Below are 20,232 nucleotides of genomic sequence, written 5' to 3'. Positions count from 1 at the left end.
GGTCTCCTGAGGCGCATTAAAGCTGGGGACAGGGGCTGGTATCTCGCGTCTTACCTCTTACCCATATAAAGCAGACGCCGTTTCTGGTATCTTCTGGTATTGTTCAACAAGCGCGCGATCTCGTCTTCTGATAATGTGCGGCGCGGTTTGGCGGGCACACCGGCGACGAGTGTGCGCGGCTCGACCTCTGCCCCTTCCAATATCAGGGCGTGGGCAGCCACCAGCGCGGATTCACCTACTGCTGAGCCAGTCAATACGGTTGCTCCCATTCCGATGGTTACGCCCTGTTCTATTCGACAACCGTGCAAGATCGCATTGTGCCCTACGGTCACATTTTTGCCGACATTACAGGGGTAGCCCGGGTCGGTATGCACGACAGTGCCATCCTGGATATTTGTGCCTTCACCGATTACAATGGGTTCAACATCGCCTCGAATCACGGCATTGAACCAGATACTCGCGCGGGCACTGATTACCACATCGCCAATCACTACGGCACCGGGTGCGATATAAGCAGACGGGTCGATTTGAGGCGTTTTGTCCTTATAGGGCAAAATTGTCATTGAGTTATCTCCGCTTGTCGCCCTCAACAGGTCCCAGTGTGAAGGTCTTGCCACTTTGCGTGGCTCTGGCACCTGTTACCAGTCCGCTTACAAAACCAAAGATGCCAAAAATTGCTGCGGCCCAGATTGTCGTCTCTTTGACGTCGGCATTGGTCTGCCAGGCGGCAAGTGCTCCGGTTAATGCACCCATTGCAGCACCACCAATTCCCTGTACAATTGCCCGTTCCATCGCCACGGAGCCGCGTTCCCCAAAGAATTGCACTTTGTGAATTTCATCTACAGGGACCTTTTGAACGTTCAATTCCGTCTCGATCAAAATATTATCATCTTCATAGGCGGGCAAAAATTCGCCTTTGATTTGTTTTTTATCCTTCAGGGTGACCATTCCGGGAAAGCGCGTTTGTAATCGAAAACGCACTCTGCGTTCTTCAAAAGAAATGGCATCCTCGGTATATTGCGGATAGGTCTCGTCTATTTTGGAGGAGTCTGTCAGTGTGTATTCGCCTTTTACGATTTCATCGAAATGTTCGATGTATTCTCTCAAGCGGCGCAGATCATTTTCACTTTGCACATTCACCAGCCGCGTTTCAATGCGAGGGCCTGATCGATATTGAATTTTAATGGCGAGTTTGCCATTGTCTTGCTTCATAAACTCGGCAAATTGAAATCCCGCTACGCCCAGATGCAAGATCGGAAGATCTATTTTTTGAGTATAAACGGTTGCCCCCTGGAATAAAGCGTAGCGATTGCTTTCTTCTAAATCGATTTGAGACCCCACCCGGGAGCTTAACACAATGCGCGTGCCCGATACATGTCCCACATCGACAATCTCCCATCCATCATTTCCCAATTCGTAAATCCCGCGTTCGTATTGCGTTTCCTTTTTGCTTTCGGCTGCCGGAATAGGGCAAATCGAAAAAAGCAAAAAGCACATCGCAGTAATCAATGAAACCGATTTTTTAATCATGAAATTCTCCTCGTTCACCACAAATTGACTCGGAAATGCCATCTAAAATATATGGGCGATACTTGCGAAATTGCAGGCGGGGGTGAAACCAGGTGCCTTCAGGGTCTGATGTACCGGGCACGGAAACCATGCTGGTCAGATCTATTCTGGACAATGTCGCCTCTCCCAAAAACCATTCTGCAATTTGTCTGGCCGTGCGATTTGGCCGTCCATTTTCTATCGAAATTTCCCTGTCCATAGGGAAAAATAGCGCGCCATCTCCCAATACGGAGACATCTTTTTGATATGCCAGTGCGGCTTCGGTTATTTGCCCGGGTTCCGATATGACAACACCTGTTACACAAGCAATATCCTCTTTGGATACCACGTCGCTAAATAGCGTGCGAATGCGATTTTGCAGCCCGCCATAGCTTTCTAAAAGATGCGATGACCGGGGGTTCACGCCAGCTTGAAGAAGGCCCAACGTATTGTAGCGCGAACACTCAGAGACAAAATCGTCTTCATTGTCAAATAGTCCCACGCCGATCAGATTTTCGCCATCCAGTACATTGAGTTGCGTGAGTCCCAAATCTGACTTGTGCTGAAGCAAATCGTAAAAACGCTGCACATCCCGCTCGTGAAAACGCTTCATCCAGACGCCTCTCCATCGGTCAGCAAACGCCGTCCTGCTTCGATCTGCCTCAAAACAGAGTCGCGTCCTGTTCCGCCATCCAGATTGCGCTGTGCTGTACTGGCTTCTGCGGACAATACGGCTTGCACATCGGTGTCAAATACCTCAGATGCCGCGCGCAATGTCGGCAGGTCCAATTCTTCTAATTTTTGTCCGCGCGCCAGAGCGGTTTTTACCAGTTCTCCAACGATGCGGTGACATTGGCGAAAAGGTACACCTTTTCGCACGAGATAATCGGCCAGGTCGGTGGCTAAAATGGTGCCATCTATGGCATCGGCCATCCGCTCGCCTTTGATTTTCATGGTCTGCCATACACCTGCAAAGACCGATAGGGACACCTGCACGGTCTCTGCGGTGTCAAAGACGGGTTCTTTGTCTTCTTGCATGTCTTTGGCATAAGCCAGCGATACGCCTTTCATCGCGGTGAGCAGAGACATTAGGTTGCCGTACACGCGTCCGGTTTTGCCGCGTACCAATTCCAGTGAATCGGGATTCTTTTTTTGCGGCATCATGCTCGATCCGGTGCTGAAGGCGTCGTCCAGTTCGACAAACCCAAATTCAGAAGACGACCAGATGATCAGATCTTCGCAAAATCGGCTCAAGTGTGCCATCAATATGGATGACGCCGACAAATACTCGAGGAAATAATCGCGATCACTGACTGCATCGATGCTGTTTTCAGTGATGCGATCAAATCCCAGTTCTTCGCGCAAAAATTCTCGGTCAACGGGATATGCACTTCCCGCTAATGCGCCCGACCCCAGGGGCATGGCATTGGCGCGTTTCCAGCAGTCTTCAAACCGCGAGCGGTCGCGCGCCAACATCCAGAACAGGGCCATGGCATAATGCGAAAATCGGATCGGTTGTGCCTGTTGGACGTGCGTATATCCCGGCATCAGGATATCGAGGTGTTCTTCGGCAACGTCTAATACTACGCCCATTAACTGCTCGATTTGCGCGAGGGTGTTTGCGATTGTTTCGCGCAAGAACAGACGTTCGTCCAGGGCGACTTGATCGTTGCGGCTGCGTCCCGTGTGAATTTTTGCGCCGGCATCGCCGACCAGTTCCGTCAAGCGCTTTTCCACTGCGGTGTGTATGTCTTCCAGATCATCCGTCAATGGCAAGGTGCCCGCGTCGAGTTCACGCTCCACACGATTTAGACCTTTGAGGACCTGTTCCAGTTCCTGTTTTGTCAAGACACCCATTCGGGCCAATGCGCGGGCGTGCGCTCGGCTGCCTTCAATATCCATTTTGTACAGACGCCGATCAAAACCAATGGATGCATTGAATTTTTCCATTAGTTTTTCAGTCGACCCCGCAAATCGCCCTCCCCAGAGTTTTTCGGATGATTGCGATGATTTATTCATAGTGTTGTACCTACAAAGCACTTTGTCCCGCTGCGTGTTGGGCTTTTGCGCCGACGCCGAGTACGTTTAGGAAGCCCTCGGAATCGCGGTGGTCGTAGTCGCCCACGTCTTCCATTGAGGCCGTCTCTTCGGAATAGAGAGAGTGCGGCACATTTTCCGATGATTGAAATAATACTGTGCCTTTGTATGCTGCGACTGTGATTGTGCCCGTCAATAATTTTGCCACGGGCGCGAGCGCGCCCTGCATCATTTGAGTGGATAGATCGCAGTAATATCCCTGGTAGATTTGTTCGGCGAGGGATGAAGATATCGAATCGTAAAATTTTCGCGCGCGCCGGTCCAGAACTTGTTGGAGCAAGAACTCGTAACACGCGCCGAGCAGGCAAAGTCCCGGGCTTTCATATACGCCGCGCGATTTGATGCCGACAAAGCGGTTTTCCACGGTGTGAATCCCAATGCCCACGCCATTTCGTCCGCCTATTTCATTGGCTTTCAGGATCGCGGTTACAGAATCGGTATCCGTACCATTGATTTGCACCGGGAGGCCCGCGTCTATTCTGATGCTAAATGATTCGGGTTTATCCGGTGCTTGTTCGGGAAATACGCCCATGCCCGGTTCAATAAAATCGGCTGCGACATCGAGGTATTCGAGTTTGCCTGCCTCATGTGTTAAGCCCAAAAAGTTGGCGTCGGTAGAATAGGGTTTTTCATACGTGGCCGTAATTGGCAAATTGTATGCATTGCAAAAGTCGATCATTTCTTTGCGCCCGCCAAATATGTCGAGAAATGCGGGGTCTCGCCAGGGGGCATATACGGTTACGCTGGGTTTGAGCATGTTGGCGACGAGTTGAAAACGCACCTGGTCGTTGCCGCGTCCGGTTGCGCCGTGCGCGAGTACGTCGATATCGCGACGGTCCATTTCTTCCAATAATCCCCGCGTGGTGACATATCGCGCGATGCCGGTTGTATTCCAATATCCACCTTCGTAACGCGCTTGTCCAATCAGCATCGCGATACCCGCTTCTGCCAGATCGGTTTTTAGATCGATCAGCACGGCTTCACGCGCACCACAGGCGAGCATGCGTTTGGATATGTCATCGATATTTTCCTCATCGGGTTGTCCAATATCGGCGGTTAAACTCACGACATTTACGCCGCGGTCAGCCAGCCATTTTGTTACGGTGCAACTGTCCAATCCCCCCGACGATGCAAGTGCTACTGTTTTTTCGCGCAGTTCATTAAGCGTCATAGTTTTCATCCTTCATCTAAAGAAAATCCTGCACTATTCAGTAAATCTATCACATTCTCGCGTGCGTGTCGGATGCGAATATCGATTTCTTCAGCCGTAAAAGTGCCACCCGTGCCATTTACGCGCTCAACCACTACTGGCCCATCAAAGCCCGCTTCTAATGCCGTGGCAAAGATGCGTTCAAAATCTATATCCCCTTCGCCGGGAATGGGGAAGTTGTTTTCTGCTTTGGGACCAATGTGGTCTTTGGCGATTATTTTACAGGTTTGGTCTGCAATATGGGGAAAATCGTCTTCGGGAGATATGCCTTCGTAATAATGGACATTTCCCGGATCGTAACAGGCTCGCACCGAGGGCCGATCAATTTCGGGCAATAAGCGGGCTAGATGTTTTGCGGTTGCGGTATTGCCCGTATGCGGTTTGGGTGCGAGGATAATATTTTGTTTTTGTGCATAGGTGCCCGCTTCTTGCAGGTCTGCGACATAGGCTTCGTGGGCAGCACGAAAGACTTTGGGGGCGAGTGGTTCATGGGGAAAACGCCGATATCCGCCTGCACCTCCCATCTGAATTGTTTCGGCGCCGAGTGCCCGACACACATCAATTCTGCGCATAAGATAACGCGCGTTATCCCTTGCCGGGGTGGATCCAAGTCCGATTACGACAGGGGTTAAACCCGCTTGTTCGCACAGGGTTTTTGTGCGGTGCACAAGGGGTCCATCGGGATCAAAACCGAGCGTATCTTCTCCTTCGTGTGACCAGCCCAAGCCCACATGGGAATATCCTGCGCGGGCAACGCCTTCAATCCCTCGCTCGAGAGGATAGTTTGCATAGGGTAGTGTTAGACATACGAGTTTGACCAAAAGAGGCCTCCACAGGTGTTAGTCGGTTTTCCGCGTGACAAATAGCGCGAGAAATCCAGGTAAAAAGGCGATGGTCCAGGAAAGCAACTTATAGACATAATGCGGCCCACCGAGCGCGTGACGGGTCCAGATGCCCAAAACCAGGAAGGCGAGGCCGGAAGTCACGGCGGCCAGGATACCCCGGAGCAATGTGCGTTTCAGGCTTTCGGAGATGGTGTTCACCCACCAGTGGAGCAGGGCTGCAAGGATCCACAGTTCCATCCACGCAACGACTATTGCGTTAGCGCGAATGAACGGGCGCAAGAGGTAATATCCGCCAGCTGATAATATGCCAAGGACGAGGCCACCGAGTGCGCCCAACAGGATCGTTTGTGTCGTTTTGCCGCCATAGCCGAGAACAGCACCCAAACAGAGACACAATAGCGCGCCGTGAAGAATGCCGGCAAACATGCGGTGTTTGATCCCGTGGTGCGCCCACAAAAAATCGCCCAGCGTGCTGAGTGCGGCGAGTATGATCGCGGCGACGAGTGCGCGTAAGATTCCGTTGTATTGAATAGTCATGTGTTCCTCCTTAGAAGCTGTTTTAAAATTAATACCTGATGTTACGGATGTCCGGCGTTTTGTCATGCTGAGCGAAGCCGAAGCATCTGTTCCACCTGTGTTAGTAGCAGATTCTTCGACTCCGCTGCGCTCCGCTCAGAATGACAGGGCAATAGCGCATCGCTGAGAAGGGGCAAAATGAGTTTTAAAACAGTCTCTTAGATTTATTCCCGATACGCGGGGTTGGGCGTGGGTATCACAGCGCCGGTGTCTGTCAGGAATTGGTCGATAAGGTCATTCAATTCAGATACGCGGTCGGGATATTCGTCCGCCAGATTATTCGTTTCGCCAATGTCTTCTGTCAGGTCGTAAAGTTCTACACGGTCGCTCTGGTCGTCGTTGTCGCAATAGAACCGGATGAGTTTCCAATCGCCTTTGCGAACATAAGTCGATGGCAGGCCATCTGCTGCCGGCGTATAGTGCGGAAAGTGACAGAAGATGGTGTCTCGATCAAGGGTTTCGCCGCGAAGCGCGCGGGCAAAACTGATGCCGTCAACCGATGCAGGTGCTTCGAGGCCGCAGAGTTCGGTCAGTGTGGGGAAGAAATCGATGCTTTGCACGATTGCCTGATCGTTGCGGATACCCGCTTCAATCTGACCGGGCCACGTGACAATCAACGGTTCGCGGGTGCCGCCTTCGTAGGTATTTGCCTTTCCGCCTCTCAGGGGCGCGTTGCTCGTGATAGGTACATCGATATAATCGGGATGGACATTGTCTGTCGCGCTCCAGTGTACTCCGCCATTGTCCGAAAAGAAGATTACGATGGTATTGTCTAAAATCCCTTCTTCTTCAAGTGTTCCCATTAATTGCCCTACTGCGTCGTCCATTGTTTCAACCATGGCTGCATAGACGGGATTGTGCTGGGGATCTTCGATATCGACTTTTTGCGCGTATTTTTCTATTACATCCTGTTTGGCGTGCCATGGGGAATGTACAGAAAATTGCCAGAAATGGAGATAAAAAGGTGTGTCTTTGTTTTCGCGAATAAATTCAACGGCTTCTTGTGCCATGCGATCTTCCAGGTGCTCGCCCGGTTCGCCCTTATTGGGATAGACTTTCCACGGCGCAAACCAGCCATCGGCCAATGGGCTGGGGGCAGGTGTGTGCGGGATGTCGATGTCGAATCCGTGCTCAAACGGGCTGTAAGGCTCTGCGCCCAGGTGCCATTTTCCAATGTGCGCGGTTTTGTATCCCGCATCGCGAAATACCGAGGATAGGGTCTGGTATTCCGTGCTTAAGCGGGTGACGCTTTGTGCGATCAGGGCTTTGTTATGCGGCGGTCCTTTTTCGCTCAAAAAGGATTCGAGTACAATGTGGTCCAGATGGCATCCCGGCGTTGTAATGCCAACGCGCGCGGGCCACAATCCCGTCATGATGCTCGCGCGAGTGGGGGAACACAACGGGTTGGCGGCGTACGCATTGGTAAACATCATGCCGCGTTCGGCAAGGGCGTCGATATTTGGGGTTTTGCAAAATGCGCTGCCGTATAACGACGTATCGCGCCAGCCCAGATCGTCTGCGAGAATGAATAATACATTTGGTTTGTTTTTTTTCATGGGCCCTCTATCTCAGACTTTGTCAATTCCCTCTTGGGTTTCGGCGATCAGCAGATCAACGACGGCGCGCAATGCCTCTATTTCGGTGGCACCTTCCAGGAGGCGGATGCGAAAGTGGTCAACCTGTCGGTCCGCACTGCTGCCGTCGCGGATGATTTCGGATATGCGGTGTAATTCGTCTTCGCAGCCGAGTGCGCGGGCATCTTCGTCTAACTGTTCAATTAGTCCGCGTGCGTAGTCGTCGATGTCCATGCGCCCGCCGTCGCGCGTATCACCCAGGAACGCAAATACCCCGTAGCGCTGTGCAAGCCAGCGATTTTCGGCGATGATTTCGGTGCGCGGCTCAGGAGGCAGGGTGCCTGCCCGCGCCCGTCGCAGTAGCATGCGAATGAGGGATGCGTAGAGTGCGACAATGCATACTGCGTCTTCAACGCGCGAACAGGTGTCGCAGATGCGTATTTCCACTGTTGGATAAGCGTTGCCGGGGCGAATGTCCCACCACAGTTCGCTGCCGTCTCCGATGAAGTTCAGGCGCTGGTAGTCTTCTACGAGTTGCTCGTATTCGGCTTGAGAATACAGGGGCCCGGGAAGGCCGGTGCGCGGGAGGGCACTGAAGATGTTCAGGCGATAGGATTTGAAGCCGGTGAGGTTTCCGCCGCTGAACGGCGACGAGGTAGATAGCGCGTGGAGCAAGGGCAGGTACCGGCGAAGTGCGGTCATGACGCGAATGCGTTCTTCTGAGTCGCCGAAGCTGGCGTGGATATGCATGCCCCCGATGAGCAACCGCCGCACGGATTCCTGGTACGTGACCTCAAATTCCTCATAGCGCTTTTGTGGTGTGGGCATCTGTGCAGACCACGACGCGAAGGGATGGGTGGAGGCAGCTATCAATGCGGCACCGTACTGTGCAGCGCCCTCAATGACTATCCGGCGGGTCTCTATCAGTGCTGTGCGGACTTCGGCTATTGATGTGCAGACGCGGGTGTTGGTCTCTATTTGGGAGCGCAGAAATTCCGTTACGACCTTGTGCGCTCCGCTGTTTTTTTCACAAACGGCGAGGATGCCCGGGTCGGGATCGGCAACGAGGTCGCGGGTGTTGGGGTCAACGAGAAAGAATTCTTCTTCGACGCCGAGGGTGATTTTGAGGTCTTTATCCATATTGGGCCTTTTATGCGATTGCTTCGGCCAATTCTGTGAAATCGGCGACTGTTATATCTGCGCGATACGGGGAGTCTTCGTAGGGCAAGTTGTAGCGGTTTACGTACGCACCTCGCATACCGCAGGCGCGGGCGCCTACCACATCAAACGAGTTGGCCGATACCATCATGCATTCGCCTACTTCCAGGCTGAGGATTTGCGCGGCGCGGCGATACACGGCGGGATGAGGCTTGAATGCGCCCATTGTCGTTACGGAGATGACGTCGTCAAAATCCCACTGGATCCGGTTTTTCGCCAGGTGATCGAGAAAGGCGGGGTCGCCATTGGATAGTCCGACGAGTTTGTAACGTGTGGCCAATTTCTCCAGTCCTGCTCTGACTTCGGGAAAGGGCGATAATTCCTGCCAGCAGGCGAGGAATGTCTGTACTTCCTCTTTTGACATTTTAATTTTATTCAGGGCGAGTACATATACAAATGCCCGTCGCACTGTCTCCAGGTAGCCTCCGTGCCCGAGCATCATGATTGTGTCCTGAAATTGTTCCAGGCGTTGACGATAACGCCATTGCTGCCAGAATTGTTCTGCTGTGGTGTCGGATCCTTTTTTGCGAAGCATTTCGTCGATAAATGGCGTCAAACTGCCGCCCAGATCCAAAATCGTGCCAAATAAGTCAAATGTCAATGCCTGTACTTGTTCTAATTTTGCCATTTAAACCTCAGCTTTCTCATTTTCATTTTCGACCACGAACAATCAGGGGTTGATTCACCACTGCAAATAGTCTATTTTTCGGGATGCTTACTTCTCCAGATAAAAAAACAGTTATTGCAACAAACGTCCGTTTTGATAATGGTCTTCTATATATCGCATTAAGCGATGGACGCGAAATAAGTCTGCGTTTGGACAATGTTCATTGGCTGGACTGGTTATACAGGGCAACCGACGAACAACGCGCCAACTGGTCAATAGAACCGGGCGGTTTTGCTATTTATTGGGAAGACTTAGATGATGGTATCGAACTTTGCCATCTTTTGAGCCTTGAATCCCTTTTTTGAGCTATTCGGCAATCATTTTGTCGAGCTTATCGGTACTTCTATTTTCTGGCCCGTGCGCGCAGATTCGTGGGCGGCGAGGGAAATCGCAATGGTGCGCCGACCGTCGTGGCCGCTGGATTGCGGTTGTTCTCCTGTGCGGATACAATTTAAAAAATAGGTCATTTCTTCCAGCAATCCGTTGTTCCTCTCATAAGTCATGTGTTCGGATTTTTCACCCACCCGGTTGAGTGTGAGTTGTGCGCCTGTGCCACTGGTAATTTTTACTGAGCCTTCGGTGCCAGCTACGCCCAGTTCATAGCTTCCGCCCGGATAAATTCGGCTGCTGCTCAAAGACCCGATTGCGCCTGAACTGAATTCCAAATTGATAAAGATACTTTCCTCTACGGTGTTATATGACGCATCGTCGTATCTCATCACAGCCTGAACAGCGCGCACATCGCCAGCCATCCAGGTGAGTTGATCCAGTTCGTGGCTGTGCATTGAAAAAAGCCCGCCGTATCTCTCCCGATCCAATTGCCATCCCGCTACGCCTCCAGGTGCTCCTGTGCCCAAACGCACGGTATGCGCCATGCGAATCTCGCCGATTTGTCCTTCAGCGATCAATCGTTTCATTTCGCGGTAGGCATTTTGAAATCGCCGCACATACCCGATCATTAAAAAGACACCCGCGTTATCAGCCGCTTCAATCATTGCGTCGCAATCTTCAACTGTGAGTGCCATTGGTTTTTCGCAGAAGACATGCGCGCCTGCTGTGGCGGCATCAACTGTAATGGGGCTGTGTACAAAATTGGGTGTTACTACCAGTACGGCGTCTGGGGATTGCGCCGATAGCATGGTTCGGTGATTGTCGTAAATAGCGGGCTGGGACGCGAGTTTATCGGATAGAGCCGTTGCTGAAGTCCGGTCCTGATCGCAGACTGCCACCAGTTCTGCGCCTTCTATGCTCTCTACATGGGCGGCGTGACGCGATCCCAATCCCCCACAGCCGACGAGTCCTATTTTGAGCGTTTGGTCTGATGCCATGTGCATCTCCTTCTATCTCAGGTGAATGGGCACGCCCCGATCCCGCGCTGATGCTTCAGCGGCAAAGCAGGCCAGGTGGGTGTTGACCGCTACGGATAGATTATCGTGGGATTCCACGTCGGTTGTGATACAGTCGATGAAATGGTCGATCATTTCCTGGAAGGGATGGTGCGATACTGCGCCGCTGTCTGGCAATACGGTTGGTATTTCAGATAGGTCGCGTTGTCCCGGGATTTGTTTTGTATAAAATCGATTGTTTCGGATTATGCCTTCGTCGCCAAATACTTCCAGATTGAATACATAGGGCATGAAAAATTCGGTCGATCCGGAAATTTTTCCCGCGGTGCCGCGTTCGAATTGAACCGCGGCTGCGGTTGTTGCGAGATATGTTTCGGGATGGCTGGAATTGCGGGCGGATACTCCGGATACTTGAACGATGGAGTCATTATCTAGAACATATCGCGCTGCGTCCATTGCGTGACAGCCTCCGTGTACAATAGCCCCGGCAGTCATGGGATTCCACCCGGGTTTTTCAAATTTTTTTGGGCGCTGATGGGTTGGTCCGTGCCAGTAATCGGCCTGTACGAGAAGTGGCTGTCCGATCCATCCTTTTTCAATGACTTGTTTGATGGATAGGACCATTGGGTTCCATCTCAGGACAAAGCTCACGACGGTTTTTACCCCGGCTTTTTGAACCGCTGCATCCATGGCGTGAAGTTCGTCTGGATTCAGGGCCACTGGTTTTTCGATCAGGATGTGTTTGCCAGCTTCGGCTGCTGCGATGGTTTCTGCGGCGTGTAAATCAGGAGGGGTGCAAATCGATACCAGATCCACGCCGGGATGGGCAAGCATGCGGTCGTAAGAATCGAATAGTTCACAATCTATACCGCAGGCGGTGGCCTTTTTTTTCGCGCTTTCCAACGTGCGACTGCCAATGGCTACCACCCGGGTATGGGGATTGTTCTGGTATGCTTTGATATGTTCGGTGGATACATTTCCCGCGCCTTGAATTGCTACTCCGATCATTGGGTTTCCTTTTTAATAATTGTGTACATTGTGCCCGCGTGCGGGGAACCACACCCAATCGATGGCAAAGACCAGGGCTGTGCTCAAAGCCTGGGCGACGATCAATCCGATAAAAAAGGGCTTGCCGCGTTCGTAGAGATCCACGCCGCCTATTCTCATCAGCAGCGATTTGATTGCCCAGACGATCACAATTGAAAAGAAGACCTTTGTGACGCCGTAGTTGCCTTGTATGGCCAGGCCAATGGGGTGCAGGGGCCACCAGGGGAGCCAATAGCGCGCCATTGTGAATGCGGCCATAGCTGCCGCACCGATTAAAGCCCATATTGCCAACCCGCCTTTGCCACCCATTGGTATTGGGTTGCGGATGGAGTTGATCGCTTTATTAAATGCGCCCGGCGCGGCGTTTTTGAGCCCCATGTTGCCCAGGTTGTACGCGCCATAAGCATATCCCAGGTACAGTGTGTTGGCGACGGAAACCATATAACCCAGGATGAGTGATATCCCGATCATCAGGGCAATTTGTCTGGGTTTTACCACGCGATCTACGGCTTTGACGGATTGTGTCATGGCGGGCATGACATAGCCTTTGCCGGCGCTGTTAAATATCCGCATAAACGATAGGATTGTGACACTTTGCCCGTTGATTGTCGGCGTGCCCCAAATTTGCAATACTGCGTCAAAAGGCTGTACCTGATAGTACACGTACACGAGGCCGAGTTCGGCAACTACGCGAGAGAGTCCCAAAAATGTCAATAGGGCAATTGGCAAAAATGTGAGAATGACGAATAGTGCCAGGCCCGCGGCGTATAACCAGGTAGCGACAAATAACAGGGAGACGATCAGGCCGATTACAGCCGTGCGATACGATAGCAATTCGTCGCTGTCATCGACTTCGCAATCTGGTTGCACGGCTTTTCGCCAGACATCTGTGAGGTGTGCGCGGCCCATCCACAGGCTCCAGATTGCGAGAAAAATGAGTGCGCCACCGCTTTGCCAACCCAGGGCAGGACTTTGCCACTGGCGGTCTGCTGCGCCGGGTGTGTACCCAAATTTGTTGAATAAAAAGACCTCAAAGCCAGATAAAAGGACCCATACCCAAACGCTGAACAGCACGTCCAATCGCGCAAAATAACCGAAGCCTATTGCGTAAAAACTGACTCTGCGAATTAAAAAAGGAAAGTCGGGATAGAACCGAAACTGTCCGCCTTCAAACGGAATGTGCGGAAAAATCGGTGTGAAGTACGACCCGATGTTCCAGACTTTCAGCAGCATCACAAGTCCAAACGCGATCCAGAACAGCGGCGACGAAAAAACCTGAGATAGCTTGCCCCCTTGCTGAGTCTCGGTCAATAGGGTGCCCACTTCCACGATGGGATAGGTCAAGCGTTCGTGATCTACCCACTGTCGGCGCAACATGACGACCACACAAAAGACGGCAAATGCGACTGCGCCGAGGAAGCAGGTCCACCAGAAAAGCGGGGTTACCCACGCGCCGAGTGCGGGGACATGGCCTGCGGGCGTGCCCTCGTAAAACCAGTTCATCGCGCCCGTATCATTTTGCGGTGCCAGCCAGGTTGGGATATTGTGATGGAGATAAAAATTCCATCCGTTTTCTGGCGTTGCAAAATAGTACACCCCGGCTAAGACACCGATGAGGTGCCCGGTAACGCCGTCATAAGGCACAATCGCGGCGACGAGCCCCATCCCCAAAACCACGCGCAATTCCGGTGGTGTGAGAACGAGAGAGGGCAGGGCACGGCGCGCGATGATGTTCAATACGGCCAGCGATAAGAATGGAAAGAGCAGCGCCAGGGGGAAATGGCTGCGGCTGATATTGGAGCCGCTCATGTAGTAGGCCATCCACTCGTCCCACAAGACGGTTGCGACGATGATCACGATGGCTACAAAAATGGCCCGGGGTGTTACGGCGCGACCGCTTTGAACCTCTGTTGCCCGATATGTCGATGCTTCTGCCATATTATTTTATATGCCAATCGGGATCTTTGAGAGCTTCATAGACCACGCCGCCTTCGACCTGCATCGGCATGGGTACTCCGGTGAGATAACAGATTGTGGGGGCGACATCGATTGAGCGCACTTGTTTTGTGAGCATGCCGGTCTGCTTAATCCCCGCGCCTGCAATCACAAATGTCGAATGCTGCCCGGCCATGCCAAAGCTCACCGAGGGCAATTGCTTGCCGTGCGCGCCGTCAAATTCGGGATGCAGTGCATAGACCACATCGCCGACCAGGTCGCTCCACAAGTTGACCATTTCGGCATTTTCGCGGCTCAGAGCCAGCGCGAAGGGGTGGCGTCCGGTGGCTTCGTCTTTGTATTCCATCAGCGCGGCGATTAGCTCTCGGCGCACGGTTTCGTAATCCTCTTGAGAAACGATTCCGTCGGGTTCGCGTCCTTCCAGATTGATGAAGATATGCACCAATCCCACGTCGCATGCGCGCGTTTTGCTCCAGTCGATTTGTCCATTTTCGTGGTATTTCACAAATCCCGTTTCTGTGAGGACTTTGCGGATGTTGACTGCGGGGAATTGATTGGATGTGCCGCCGTGATCGGCTACCACTGCGACGACGGTATCGTCGTCGGCAATATCGTCAACGATGCGCCCGATCATGCGATCAATTGACTGATAGGTGCGGAAGACGCCTTCGCGCGACCGCTCGAGAACCGATTGCTCGGCACCGCTGGTGGGATCGGCCTGTCCGAGGAAGAAGTGGCTCGTATAATCCGAAGCGTGCGTTTCAATCATCAGTAGATCCCACGAGCGAGATTCCGTCAGGTATTGCGCCACATCGGCCAGTCGCTGGTGGTGGAACTCCAGCAATTCAAAATACGTGTCATCGTCAATTACGCCCAGGGCATCGCGGCCGGGGTTTTGCAAGAAATTACCGACGTTTTCGTCTATTTCCCGCGCGATTGACGCCGGTTTGGTATAGTCGTCAGGCGGCCAGATTTGCGGTACGAATAGCTCGAACATATCGGCATTTTCGGTCAGTGCGATCAATTTCATCTGTACGTAGCCGCTTACCTGTTCGCCGTCTATTTCAAATGTGTCGAGCCACCAATCGCTCCATTCGCCCACGCCGAGGTCACACACTTTTGAATCTCCGTCTCGCGTGCTACAGACGGATATGCGATCGTATCCCTTTGCGGTTGTCGCATAGATCAAACCGTAGAACGGTTTGGGTGTGCCCTTTTTTCCCCGGTTCATGGGCGCGCGTCCGCGCGCCAGAGGCGTGATCACCATTTCGACTTCGAGCGGTGGTTTTTCGGAGTCGGGTAGAGCTGTCCATCCATCTGCCGCTTTGAGGGTGACGGGGTCAAATTCCGATACGGTTTGCAGGGCGCTCGGGTCCAGTGTTTCAGGGTCGCGCTGTACGACCAATCGTCTCGGTGCCCACTTGCCTCCTACAAATAAGTGATAGCCCGCGACCTGATGGTGATTAGATACACCGGGTCCCGTGCCTTCTACCTGGATTCCGGTCGTGACGGTGGGCGGCCACGACATTTCCCATTTGACCAGAATCGGCATTTTACCTGCGTGCTCAAATGTATTCCAGATGTATTCGGATTTGGACAGATCCGTATTGATGCCCCAGACGGTCTGGTCCAGTCGTTTGCCCAGGGCGCGGATGTTAAAATCCATTACTTCGTGATTGCCGGGCCACGATCCCGTGGCTATAGCCGTCCATCCCGGCGGCGTGAGGGTGGGAAACACGCCAATCATGGGGCGCCATGCCCCGCGTTCCATAAGTTTTGCGATATTGGGCATGTGCCCCCAGTCGGCCAGGTTTTTCACAATTTCCATGCTCGCCCCATCCATCCCTATGACAATTGCCTTTTTTGCTGGACTTCCCATATACTCCTCCTCAAAGTGATTGAAGAACGTCTCGCGTTTTCGAGAGCGTTTTATCTATATCCGATTGTGAATGTGCAAACGAAATACTGCCTTGCTTGGTTGCCAGTGGAAAGTGATAGATGCCCTTTTCAATCAATGCGCGACGATACTGTTCGTCAAGCGCGAAATCGTGGTGTTCGGCAATATCGTGCCAATCAACGGGCGCGTGGTCCATAAAATAAACGCAAAAAGCCGATCCCTGTCGGGCAATGGATACTTCTATGCCGGCTTCTTTGAATAATGCGGTCAATTCCGTCTCTAACTGTTCGCCCATTGCGTAAAGTTGTTTAAAATCTGCCGATGCGAGTTTTTCCATTGTGGCAATGGCGCCCGCGCATGATATGGGATGGGCGTTGTAAGTTCCGGCGATTAACACGCGCTTTGCGGGCTCTTTGTGGACAAAATAATCCATGAGCGATGCCCGTCCGCCAATCGCGCCAATGGGATAGCCATTGGCTATTGCTTTGCCAAATACGGACAGGTCCGGCATGAGGCCACATATGCTTTGATAGCCTCCCATCGCGTGGCGAAATCCCGTTTTTACTTCGTCGAATATCAGCACAACCCCTCGCGCATCGCACAAATCGCGCAGTCCCTGTAAATAGCCCGCTTGTGGGTGTACGATGCCGATATTTTGTAATATTGGCTCGAGAATTAACGCGGCGATATCGTACTGATCCATTGCCCAGCGCACTGAGTTGAGGTCGTTAAAATTTACTACATGTATATCGTCTAACGCGCTATTGGGTACGCCAGCAGAGAGCGGTATTTTTTTGTATTCACCCGGGGAGACCCGCGGTCCGATTGCGTCTATTGGCGTCATTACATTCAGTGCCACGTCGTTGTGCCAGCCGTTGTATCCTCCCTGCATTACGATGACGCCATTGCGCCCCGTGTGCGCCCGCGCGATCCGAATGGCGTGATAGGTGGCTTCCGATCCCGTATTGGTGAGCATGACTTTTTCGACGGAGGGTACGTGTTTTACAATTAATGCGGCGCAATGCCCTTCCCAGGGATTGGTACCCGATCCCATCAGTGTTGTGCCTTCGGCAATTACTTTTGCCACTGCCGCGTTTACATCCGGATCGTTGTGTCCGAGAATAAATGGCGCGAATGCCGCGTGATAGTCGATGTACTCATTGCCGTCTGCATCCCACACATGGCTGCCCTGTCCGCGCACAAAGGCAATTTCCGGCGCGACAGCGCGGTTGACTGATACTACGCCGCCGGGGATGACTTTGCGGTTTTTTTGGAAAATTGTTTTGGAAGACGACATAGCTTTATCACACCTCGCGTTTGTAATAATTTTCCCAGCGTTCAGCCGGTTTGTAGCCCAAAATGCGTTGTGCTTTTTCCAGGGTGTATTTCTGGTGCGCTGTCATACTCACCATGTTGAATTCCTGATAATTATCCGGTACGGATTCGATGTCCAGTGCGAGACAACACGCATGGGCCAGGTCTTTCCAGAATATGCGAAATGGGGGGAAGTCTTCGCCTTTGATCGGCTCACTCGGCTCTGGACCCAGACCGTTGAATACAAAACAAATTGTCTGTATATCGTAAATTCTCGCATATGTGCGACAAATTTCGTAGCTGAGCATTTTGGTTATGCCGTAATACCCGGTGCCGGGGGCGCGGGGGACATCGGTGATTTCAAAATCCTGATCGTAGTAATTTCGCACCAGTTGCGGTCCCGTGTGTACCACTTTTTTGATGCCCAATTCGGCGGCGGCTTTCATGACATGCAGTGCGCCCAGTGTACTGACGTGAAAGCTCAAGATGGGATCGGGACGATTCACCGTGAAATTCATCACTGCGTCCGTGCCCCGCATGGCATCGCGCACCTGGTCGTACTCGCGCATATCCACATGTTCGATAGGTCTGCCATCGGGATAGGGCTTTATATCGGCCAATGTGAAATCGCAATGCGATTCCATATCCGGTATGATATTGGGGGCAATTAGTCCCGAAGCGCCCAGCAAAAGTACTTTTTTCACGCGTCACCTCCACGCCAGATGGCTTCAAAATTGTGTTGCGGTTGAAATCCTCGCAACAGAGGTCCACTAATTTGGCCGACCAGATATTTTGGATTCGGAATGTCTGCACAAATGTGATGGAGGGCAAATCGCCGGTTCCACTTCAGTTCGGACTGTGCATCGCGATTGAGAGATAGGCGAAATGCCCGCGCTGCATCGCGATAATCGACCCACATGAGGTCTGGCTCTTGAGTGGAAGCGTCTTCTTCTGCTATTAGCTTGCCCAGGCGCAATACTGTGACGGCTACGGGAAAATCGCGCGCAAATTCGCGCGCTGTCATTTCGCCGAGATAGCGCGTGAGCTGAAATTTGTCTGTCGATGGCATAGGTCGCCACATTTCGCTGATATATACATCATCGGGGTAGGATTCGAATATTTGGAGTGTGCTTCCGTATGCAAAACGCTTTATACCGGCATCTATACCAGCTTTGAATAGGACATGGGTGCCCCGGGTTGCCAGATCGAGTAATTCTTGTTCGCAGGCGAGGTCGTCCTCGGGCAGATTGGGTGGTGGCTCACCTGTGTGGATAATAGCCTGCATGTTTCGAACGGCACGCCACGCTACGTCCGGGTCGCGCATGTCGCCTTCAAAATAGGTGATGTTTTCATCCAGTTCAGAAGGCGGATCGCCCGTTCCCCAGAGTCGCAACCGGTTATCCGGTGCCAATTCTCTGGCGATGGCCTGTCCCAAACGGCTCTCGGCTCCTGTTATCAGTACATTCATAATTTGTCCTCCAGATCAGATTCCCAGCCAAATTGCTGGCATAAGCGCTGAATTGGGCCGGGAATTGGCGCGGAGATTTCGGTCCATGTTCCCGATGTGGGGTGTGCAAAACCGATGCGGGTAGCCATTAGTAGCAATCGGCTAATTTCAAAATGGGATTGAAAAAATTGATTGTGATGGCGGTCGCCATAGCGCACATCGCCGATGATTGGGTGGCGCAGATGCGCACAGTGGCGGCGGATCTGATGTTGCCGACCTGTTACTGGCATTGCGCGCATGAGCGAATACCGCGCGGTTTCATATCGCCCCACGGGGTAGGGTAGTTCAACAGTGCCTTTGCAGTGGAAATCGGTGATGGCTTCGACGGGCGACGATGTGTTGGGCGGGCGATAGGCATGGTGTATCCGCCCTTTGTCTGGCAAGTACCCGCGCACTACGGATAGGTATTCTTTTTTTATTTGTCGCGCTGAAAATGCAGCACCCAATGTACGTGCAATTTCAGGGTGAAGTGCGAATAGCACAACGCCCGATGTCCCGCGGTCCAGGCGGTGAACCGGATAAACCCACTGCCCGAGTTGATTTCGCAATACGGGCATGCAACACATGGCCGACCGGTCCAGGTGGGTCTGGTGTACAAACCAGCCACACGGTTTTTGAATGGCGACCAGGTCATTGTCGCGATACAGGATGTCCAGCTTCAAAACCAATTCCCGCTACTTGATCTCGAGCAATTCCAATTCGAATACAAGCGTTGAATTGGGGCTAATTTGCCCGGCTTGCCGCGCGCCATAAGCCAGATAGGATGGAATATAGAGTTCCCATTTCGATCCCGTGGGCATGAGTTGCAGGGCTTCTGTCCAGCCGGGAATGAGTTGATCGACGCGAAATTGCGCTGGTTCTCCGCGGCTGTAAGAACTGTCAAATTCCGTGCCGTCAAGCAATGTTCCGCGATAGTGGCATACTACTGAGTCGGTTTTTTTGGGTTTCGGTCCATCACCGGCTTTGATCACTTTGTATTGCAAGCCGCTGTCCAATGTCATCACGCCTTCTTTTTTCCTGTTTTCCGCGAGGAAAGCCTCGCCGGCTTTTTTGTTTTCTGCTGCCATTTTGTTTTTCTCCGCAAGTTGTTGTGCCCTTTGTTCTTCCTGTATCTCGATTAGAGTTTTTAGTGCTTCGTCTGAGGAAAGCAGGGGGGATTCCCCGCTATAACCATCTTTGAATCCCTGTACAAATACATCCAGATCAATTGCCATGCCCTGCTGCTTTTTCAATTGCTCAGACAGATTTAAGCCGAGTGCATAACTCAGCTTGTGTTGCTTGTCCTCGAGGTTGACTTCTACAAATTGGGGTTTTTCCTGAGTCTGGCAACCCAATAAGCCAGTGGCAATGAATACTGCAAAAAGACGCTTCATTTTTTCTCCTGAATGAAAGGGTGCGAATCAGCGAATCAACGAATAAGAGAATTAGCG

Annotated in this window: 20 protein-coding genes; 1 reads left to right on the top strand and 19 read right to left on the bottom strand. The window is 52.2% G+C overall.

Going from position 1 to position 20,232, the window contains the following annotated elements; translation table 11 throughout:
- Nucleotides 1–50: 50 nt before the first annotated feature.
- The 10 genes from F4Y39_24665 to F4Y39_24620 form a co-directional block, all read right to left on the bottom strand.
- Nucleotides 51–557 carry a gamma carbonic anhydrase family protein gene (locus F4Y39_24665; protein ID MYC16930.1) on the bottom strand — a complete coding sequence of 169 codons (507 nt, stop codon included), beginning with the start codon at nt 555–557 and terminating at the stop codon, nt 51–53.
- Nucleotides 558–567: 10 nt separating this feature from the next.
- The gene (locus F4Y39_24660; GenBank protein MYC16929.1) at nt 568–1,530 is read right to left on the bottom strand and encodes a hypothetical protein; all 963 of its coding nucleotides are present in this window, start codon (nt 1,528–1,530) and stop codon (nt 568–570) included.
- A complete protein-coding gene (locus F4Y39_24655; GenBank protein ID MYC16928.1) occupies nt 1,523–2,161 on the bottom strand; it encodes a hypothetical protein in 639 nt (212 codons plus the stop codon). Before F4Y39_24655 ends, F4Y39_24660 begins: the two co-directional genes overlap by 8 nt.
- Entirely contained in the window at nt 2,158–3,567 is a 1,410-nt protein-coding gene (gene argH / locus F4Y39_24650; protein ID MYC16927.1) for an argininosuccinate lyase, read from the bottom strand. The genes F4Y39_24655 and argH overlap by 4 nt, the downstream gene beginning before the upstream one ends.
- A 10-nt stretch (nt 3,568–3,577) precedes the next feature.
- Complete coding sequence (gene argG / locus F4Y39_24645) at nt 3,578–4,816, bottom strand: argininosuccinate synthase (GenBank protein MYC16926.1); 1,239 nt, start codon at nt 4,814–4,816, stop codon at nt 3,578–3,580.
- A gap of 5 nt (nt 4,817–4,821) precedes the next feature.
- Entirely contained in the window at nt 4,822–5,691 is an 870-nt protein-coding gene (locus tag F4Y39_24640) for a sugar phosphate isomerase/epimerase (GenBank protein MYC16925.1), read from the bottom strand.
- Between the two features lie 3 nt (nt 5,692–5,694).
- On the bottom strand, nt 5,695–6,237 hold the full coding sequence (locus F4Y39_24635; GenBank protein ID MYC16924.1) for a hypothetical protein: 543 nt from the start codon (nt 6,235–6,237) through the stop codon (nt 5,695–5,697).
- Nucleotides 6,238–6,440: 203 nt separating this feature from the next.
- Entirely contained in the window at nt 6,441–7,832 is a 1,392-nt protein-coding gene (locus F4Y39_24630; protein MYC16923.1) for a sulfatase, read from the bottom strand.
- A 12-nt stretch (nt 7,833–7,844) separates the two neighbouring features.
- Nucleotides 7,845–8,990, bottom strand: a complete 1,146-nt coding sequence (locus F4Y39_24625) for a carboxylate-amine ligase (protein MYC16922.1) — start codon at nt 8,988–8,990, stop codon at nt 7,845–7,847.
- 10 nt (nt 8,991–9,000) lie between these two features.
- Entirely contained in the window at nt 9,001–9,696 is a 696-nt protein-coding gene (locus F4Y39_24620) for a haloacid dehalogenase type II (GenBank protein ID MYC16921.1), read from the bottom strand.
- Nucleotides 9,697–9,779: 83 nt separating this feature from the next.
- Here F4Y39_24620 and F4Y39_24615 point away from each other — a divergent pair, with 83 nt between their 5' ends.
- Nucleotides 9,780–10,040, top strand: a complete 261-nt coding sequence (locus tag F4Y39_24615; protein MYC16920.1) for a DUF2442 domain-containing protein — start codon at nt 9,780–9,782, stop codon at nt 10,038–10,040.
- Between the two features lie 12 nt (nt 10,041–10,052).
- On the opposite strand, the gene F4Y39_24610 is transcribed toward F4Y39_24615, so the two are convergent.
- From F4Y39_24610 to F4Y39_24570, 9 genes are read right to left on the bottom strand one after another with little or no spacing between them, the layout of a single operon-like run.
- Entirely contained in the window at nt 10,053–11,069 is a 1,017-nt protein-coding gene (locus F4Y39_24610; GenBank protein MYC16919.1) for a Gfo/Idh/MocA family oxidoreductase, read from the bottom strand.
- A gap of 6 nt (nt 11,070–11,075) precedes the next feature.
- Entirely contained in the window at nt 11,076–12,089 is a 1,014-nt protein-coding gene (locus F4Y39_24605) for a Gfo/Idh/MocA family oxidoreductase (GenBank protein ID MYC16918.1), read from the bottom strand.
- A 12-nt stretch (nt 12,090–12,101) separates the two neighbouring features.
- Nucleotides 12,102–14,066, bottom strand: coding sequence for a hypothetical protein (locus F4Y39_24600; protein ID MYC16917.1), 1,965 nt, complete (start codon nt 14,064–14,066; stop codon nt 12,102–12,104).
- Nucleotide 14,067: 1 nt separating this feature from the next.
- Nucleotides 14,068–15,963 carry a hypothetical protein gene (locus F4Y39_24595; protein ID MYC16916.1) on the bottom strand — a complete coding sequence of 632 codons (1,896 nt, stop codon included), beginning with the start codon at nt 15,961–15,963 and terminating at the stop codon, nt 14,068–14,070.
- Between the two features lie 10 nt (nt 15,964–15,973).
- Nucleotides 15,974–17,278, bottom strand: a complete 1,305-nt coding sequence (locus tag F4Y39_24590) for an aspartate aminotransferase family protein (GenBank protein ID MYC16915.1) — start codon at nt 17,276–17,278, stop codon at nt 15,974–15,976.
- Between the two features lie 7 nt (nt 17,279–17,285).
- The gene (locus F4Y39_24585) at nt 17,286–17,999 is read right to left on the bottom strand and encodes an NAD-dependent epimerase/dehydratase family protein (protein MYC16914.1); all 714 of its coding nucleotides are present in this window, start codon (nt 17,997–17,999) and stop codon (nt 17,286–17,288) included.
- Entirely contained in the window at nt 17,996–18,763 is a 768-nt protein-coding gene (locus F4Y39_24580; protein MYC16913.1) for an NAD(P)-dependent oxidoreductase, read from the bottom strand. Before F4Y39_24580 ends, F4Y39_24585 begins: the two co-directional genes overlap by 4 nt.
- Nucleotides 18,760–19,470 (bottom strand): hypothetical protein, encoded by a 711-nt coding sequence (locus F4Y39_24575; GenBank protein ID MYC16912.1) that lies wholly within the window; start codon nt 19,468–19,470, stop codon nt 18,760–18,762. Before F4Y39_24575 ends, F4Y39_24580 begins: the two co-directional genes overlap by 4 nt.
- A gap of 6 nt (nt 19,471–19,476) precedes the next feature.
- Nucleotides 19,477–20,175, bottom strand: coding sequence for an FKBP-type peptidyl-prolyl cis-trans isomerase (locus F4Y39_24570; GenBank protein ID MYC16911.1), 699 nt, complete (start codon nt 20,173–20,175; stop codon nt 19,477–19,479).
- Nucleotides 20,176–20,232: the final 57 nt, after the last annotated feature.

This window comes from Gemmatimonadota bacterium (genome assembly GCA_009838845.1).
GTDB lineage: Bacteria > Latescibacterota > UBA2968 > UBA2968 > UBA2968 > VXRD01.
Note: the sequence above shows the minus strand (reverse complement) of the source record. Positions and strands in the feature narration are given on the sequence as shown.